General features: G+C 63.5%; 5 protein-coding genes. 2 read left to right on the top strand and 3 right to left on the bottom strand.

The genetic code is table 11. The features are described from left to right. Positions 1–375 precede the first annotated feature (375 nt). On the top strand, positions 376–1,308 hold the full coding sequence (locus FSO04_RS44870; protein ID WP_154567803.1) for a TauD/TfdA dioxygenase family protein: 933 nt from the start codon (positions 376–378) through the stop codon (positions 1,306–1,308). 109 nt (positions 1,309–1,417) lie between these two features. On the opposite strand, the gene kdgR is transcribed toward FSO04_RS44870, so the two are convergent. The 3 genes from kdgR to kduI all read right to left on the bottom strand — a co-directional run bounded on the left by kdgR (position 1,418) and on the right by kduI (position 4,125). After that, positions 1,418–2,293: a DNA-binding transcriptional regulator KdgR gene (gene kdgR, locus FSO04_RS44865; protein ID WP_154567801.1), complete on the bottom strand. Its 876-nt coding sequence runs from the start codon at positions 2,291–2,293 to the stop codon at positions 1,418–1,420. Between the two features lie 122 nt (positions 2,294–2,415). Further along, positions 2,416–3,171 (bottom strand): 2-dehydro-3-deoxy-D-gluconate 5-dehydrogenase KduD, encoded by a 756-nt coding sequence (kduD, locus tag FSO04_RS44860; protein ID WP_168436036.1) that lies wholly within the window; start codon positions 3,169–3,171, stop codon positions 2,416–2,418. Positions 3,172–3,288: 117 nt separating this feature from the next. Continuing rightward, positions 3,289–4,125 (bottom strand): 5-dehydro-4-deoxy-D-glucuronate isomerase, encoded by an 837-nt coding sequence (gene kduI, locus FSO04_RS44855; RefSeq protein WP_154567799.1) that lies wholly within the window; start codon positions 4,123–4,125, stop codon positions 3,289–3,291. Between the two features lie 303 nt (positions 4,126–4,428). Between kduI and FSO04_RS44850 the strand changes: the two genes are divergently transcribed. After that, positions 4,429–5,318, top strand: an 890-nt coding sequence (locus tag FSO04_RS44850) for a 2-keto-3-deoxygluconate permease (protein WP_154567797.1), incomplete at its 3' end; no start/stop codon positions are given.

Raw genomic sequence — 5,318 nt, 5'->3', positions numbered from 1 at the left:
ACCCATAGCCACCGACTGTGGAGCGGTTTAGCTCAACGAATTGTTAGCGGAACGGGAACGGCTCGTCCGCCGTGCCTGCGACCAACTCATTGCGCCGTTCCCGTTCCGCTAACAATCCTCTGGGTTAGCATCGTGGACGTGCGCTATAGCCGGATCACCGTGATCGATATGGACGCGTTGCGGGAAGTGAGCGATACAGCGTGAGAAAACTCATAACGATATAAAAAGCTCTTCTATCAAGTGTCCAAAGCGCGATAGATTCGCGGCGCCCACTCTGCCGATAATGGTTCGTCGATTCAGCAGACAGAGCCAATCAAGTGTTGATTCAACCGGCGCTCTGATCTGTCTCATCCTCAAACCCAGGAGTTGCATCGCATGTCGAATCTCAGTCTCGCGACGTCCAGCGCATTGGACATTCATCCCGTCACCGGCCGCATCGGCGCGGAAATTCGCGGCGTGCGCCTGTCGGGCCAGCTCGAACCGGCCGCCGTCGAAGCGATTCGCGCCGCGCTGGTGCGCCACAAGGTGATCTTTTTCCGCGGCCAGGCGCACCTGCAGGATACCGATCAGGAGGCCTTCGCCAAGCTGCTTGGCGAGCCGGTTTCACACCCCACGGTGCCGGTGGTGGACGGCACCGACTACCTGCTCGAACTCGATTCACATCGTGGCGGCCGCGCGAATTCGTGGCACACGGACGTGACATTCGTCGACGCATATCCGCAAGCGTCGATCCTGCGCGGTGTGACGATTCCGGAAGTGGGCGGCGACACCGTCTGGGCCAACACCGCGACCGCATACGACGATCTGCCGCCGCCGCTCAAAGCGCTCGCCGAGCAACTGTGGGCCGTGCACAGCAATGAATACGACTACGCGAACTATGGCAACGTCGGCGAGCGCGGGCGAGATGCCGAAGCGCTCAAACGCTATCGCGAAGTGTTCGTGTCGACACGCTATGAGACCGAGCATCCGGTCGTGCGCGTGCATCCGGAATCCGGCGAAAAGACGCTGATTCTCGGTCATTTCGTGAAGAGCTTTGTCGGTCTCACGCCGAGCGCGTCGGCGCATGTGCTGGAACTGCTGCAGGCCTATGTGACGCGTCTCGAGAACATCGTGCGCTGGCGCTGGCAGGCAGGCGACGTCGCGATCTGGGACAACCGCGCGACCCAGCACTACGCCGTCAACGACTACGGCGATGTTCACCGCGTGGTGCGTCGCGTGACGCTGAAGGGCGACGTGCCGGTGAGTGTCGACGGTCGCCGCAGCTTTACGCGCAGCGTCGAACCGAATCTGGCTGCGAAGGCTGCTTGAACGTCGCGGGCCGCGTATGCATGCGTACACTGCGCATGCCACACTGCTTGCGTACGTGATGAAGGCGCCCCGAAGAATTCCGTCGAATTTTTTGGGGGGCCTGCGTTTTTCAGTTCAACCCTTCGACAATTACATGCTCCGTCGCTTCGCGATACCCGAGCCGCGTCGAGATCGCGAGCCCCGACTGCTTGAGTAGCGCGACGTAGTGCGATTTCGTGTCGGCGCCGCAGCGCATCGTCGGAAACGAAATCGACAGGCCGGCGATCACGCGGCCAAAGCGGTCGAACACCGGCACCGCGAGACACTGCAGCCCTTCTTCCTGTTCCTCGTTGTCCTCGCCGTAGCCTTGCTCGCGCACACGCGGCAGGATGCTCAACACGGCGTCGGCACAGGCGAGCGACTTTTGCGTCGACTTGCGAAATTCCACGTGTGAGAGTACTTCGCGCGCTTCTGCCGGGTCCATCCACGCGAGCAGCACCTTGCCGATCGCCGTGCTGTGCAGGGGATTGCGGCGGCCGATTCGCGACTGCATGCGCAGCCCGTAGTCGGCGTCGATCTTATGGATGTAGATGATGGCGTCTTCGTCAAACGCGCCGAGGTGGACCGCCTCGCGCGTGACCTGGCCGATGCGGCGCATCTCGACATCGGCCTCGCGCACGAGATCGACGCTTTCCAGCGCCTTCGCGCCGAGTTCGAACAGGCGGATCGTCAACCGGTAGCGCTCGGTTTCGATTTCCTGCGTCACATAGCCGAGCGCTTTCAGCGTCTGGATCACGCGGTGCACGGTGGTCTTCGACATGCCGAGCCGCTGCGACAATTCGCTGATGCCGATCTGCCCGCTGTCGCCGATCGCGCCAAGAATCGCGAAGACCCTGCCGATCGACGAGGCCGATTCGCCTCTGTCGTTAGCCATACCGCCCGCGCTGTCCGCTTCCTGCATGTGTACGGCGTCGTCGTCCTTGCGCTGCTTGCCCATTGCTGCCATGTCCGTCATTCCCTGTTGATGCCAAACCGATCAAAATCCGCTTACAGCCCGATGCCGATCGCCCCCAGCGCCGAGAGCATACCGCGTCGCGCGAGCCGCGTGACCTCTCTGCTTCCATCACGCTAGCGCGCAAGCCAGCCGCCGTCCACTGCAAGCGTATGGCCGTGCACATAGTCCGACGCGGACGAGGCGAGGAACACCACCGGTCCCGCGAGATCCGCCGGCGTGCCCCAGCGGCCCGCCGGAATACGTCCGACGATTTCATCGTTACGCTGCGCGTCGCCGCGCAGCGCCGCCGTGTTCGCGGTGGCCATGTAGCCCGGCGCGATCGCGTTCACGTTGATGCCCTGCGCGGCCCACTCGTTCGCGAGCAGCCGCGTGAGACCGAGCACGCCGCTTTTCGACGCCGTATACGACGCCACGCGGATGCCGCCCTGAAACGACAGCATCGACGCGACGTTGATGATCTTGCCGCCGCTTGCCTGTTTCACGAACTGCCGCGCCACGGCCTGCGAAAGAAAGAAGACGCTCTTCAGGTTGACGTCCATGACGGCGTCCCAGTCGTCTTCGCTGAAGTCGAGCGCGTCCTTGCGGCGGATGATGCCTGCGTTGTTCACGAGCACGTCGACGCGGCCGAACGCTTCGACAGCGGCGCGCACGATGTCGTCGACCGGGGCAATGGAGGCGAGGTCGGCGCGCACATCCGCGAAGCGGCGTCCCGTTGCTGCGACTTGCGCGGCCGTATCGCCGGCGTCCGCGCGGCTCACGCCGACGATGTCGCAGCCGGCCATGGCGAGCGCGACGGCCATGCCCGCGCCGAGGCCCGTATTGCTGCCGGTGACGATGGCGACCTTACCGGTCAGATCGAAGCTGCTCACTGTGCGTAGGTTCCTATGTCGTTCGCGGTGCCGGTGGCGTCCAGGGTGCTCGTGGTACCTATGTGCCTGCGGTGCTTGCGGTGCCCGTGCAGCGCTGAGGGAGGAGCCTGCTCGCCTTCAACGCAGATCGCGCACCGCAATGTGATCCATGTCGCTGAACACCTGGTTCTCGCCGACCATGCCCCAGATGAACGTGTACGCGCGCGTGCCGACGCCAGAGTGAATCGACCAGCTCGGCGAGATCACGGCCTGCTCGTTGTGCACGAGGATGTGCCGCGTTTCGTCCGGTTCGCCCATCATGTGGAAGACGGCCGCGTCGTCGGCGACGTTGAAATAGAAGTACACCTCCATGCGGCGCTCGTGCGTGTGGCACGGCATCGTGTTCCAGAGGTTGCCTGGTTCGAGCTTGGTCATGCCCATCGAGAGCTGGCAGGTGGGTAGCACCTCGGGAACGATGAACTTGTAGATGGTGCGGCGATTGCTCGTGGCGGGGTCGCCGAGCGTTTCGGGCGATGCTTGCGCGAGCGAGATCGTGCGGGTGGGGTGCGACTCATGCGCGGGCGCGCAGTTCAGGTAGAACTTGGCGGGGCGCGCCGCGTCGTCGCTGCCGAACGCGACGGCCTGCTTGCCCTTGCCGATGTAGATCGCCTCTTCGTTGCGCACCGTATAGCGCGTGCCGTCCACGTCGACCCAGCCATCGCCGCCGATGTTGATCGCGCCAAGCTCGCGACGCTCCAGCAGATAGCCGACGCCGATCGCTTTGCCTAGCGAGGTAGGCACCTCGACCGCGCGCGTCGCCGGCCACACGCCGCCCACAATGATGCGATCGATATGGCTGTACGTGAGGCGCAGCGCGTCGCGTTCGAACACGTCTTCGACGAGGAACTGCTTGCGCAGTCCGGCGGTATCCAGGGTCTTCGCGTGCTCGCTGTTGATGCTCTGTCTCACTTCCATTGCTCTTGCCTCCGGTCGGATGGGGTGTCTTGCCGTGCCGTTTTACGACGGCGTTCTGTTGCTGACTGTAGCGCAGAATTTCAAATCTGGAACATCGGTCCGAAAATATTGCACTGCCACATCAAGCGCGGCAAGCCTTCTGGGTGACACACGGGTAAACGATGATCAGGAAGTCTATCAAAATCGGAACGTTGTTCCTATCGCGATGCTATATTGCGCCGAAAGGGAGTCGCCCGGCGCAAGAACGGGACATCACCCCGGGTGATCCACCCGACAACTGGACGCAAAGTCCATGGAGGAGGCATGAAGCTCAAGAAGGCCATCGACCGCATTCCAGGCGGCCTGATGCTGGTGCCGTTGCTGCTCGGCGCCTGTGTCCACACGTTTGCGCCGGGCGGAGGGAAGTACCTCGGGTCGTTCACCAATGGATTGATTACCGGCACCGTGCCGATTCTGGCGGTGTGGTTCTTCTGCATGGGCGCGACGATCGACCTGCGGGCGACCGGCACGGTACTGCGCAAGTCGGGCACGCTGCTCGTGACCAAAATGGTGGTGGCGTGGATTGCAACGATCGTTGCTTCGCACTTCATTCCGATCGACGGCGTCAAGGCGGGCCTGTTCGCGGGCCTCTCGGTGCTCGCGATCACGACGTCGATGGACATGACCAACGGCGGTCTCTATGCGGCCGTGATGCAGCAATACGGCTCCAAGGAGGAGGCGGGCGCGTTCGTCCTGATGTCGATCGAATCGGGGCCGCTCGTCAGCATGATCATCCTCGGCGCGACCGGCGTCGCGTTCTTCGAACCGCGGCTGTTCGTCGGCGCGGTGCTGCCGTTCCTGATCGGCTTCGCGCTGGGTAACCTGGACAGCGAGTTGCGCGAGTTCTTTGGCCGCTGCGTGCATCCGCTGATTCCGTTTTTCGGCTTCGCGCTCGGTAACGGTATCGACCTGAATGTGATCGTCACGAGCGGCTTGCCGGGCATCGTGCTGGGCCTTGGGGTGATCGTCGTGACGGGCATTCCGCTGATCCTCGCGGATCGGTGGATCGCGGGCGGAAATGGCGCGGCGGGGTTGGCGGCTTCGTCGACGGCGGGGGGCGCGGGGGGGAATCCGGCGAGCATCGGCGAGATGAGTCCGCGCTGCAAGCCGCTGGGGCCGGCGGCGACGGCGATGGTCGGGAGGGCGGGGGTCGG

It is taken from the genome of Paraburkholderia madseniana, assembly GCF_009690905.1.
GTDB classification, from domain to species: Bacteria; Pseudomonadota; Gammaproteobacteria; order Burkholderiales; family Burkholderiaceae; genus Paraburkholderia; species Paraburkholderia madseniana.
Note: the sequence above shows the minus strand (reverse complement) of the source record. Positions and strands in the feature narration are given on the sequence as shown.

Coding starts and splice junctions, on each gene's coding strand:
- FSO04_RS44870 (WP_154567803.1), top strand. CDS start 376: ATGTCGAATCTCAGTCTCGCGACGTCCAGCGCATTGGACATTCATCCC.
- kdgR (WP_154567801.1), bottom strand. CDS start 2,293: ATGGCAGCAATGGGCAAGCAGCGCAAGGACGACGACGCCGTACACATG.
- kduI (WP_154567799.1), bottom strand. CDS start 4,125: ATGGAAGTGAGACAGAGCATCAACAGCGAGCACGCGAAGACCCTGGAT.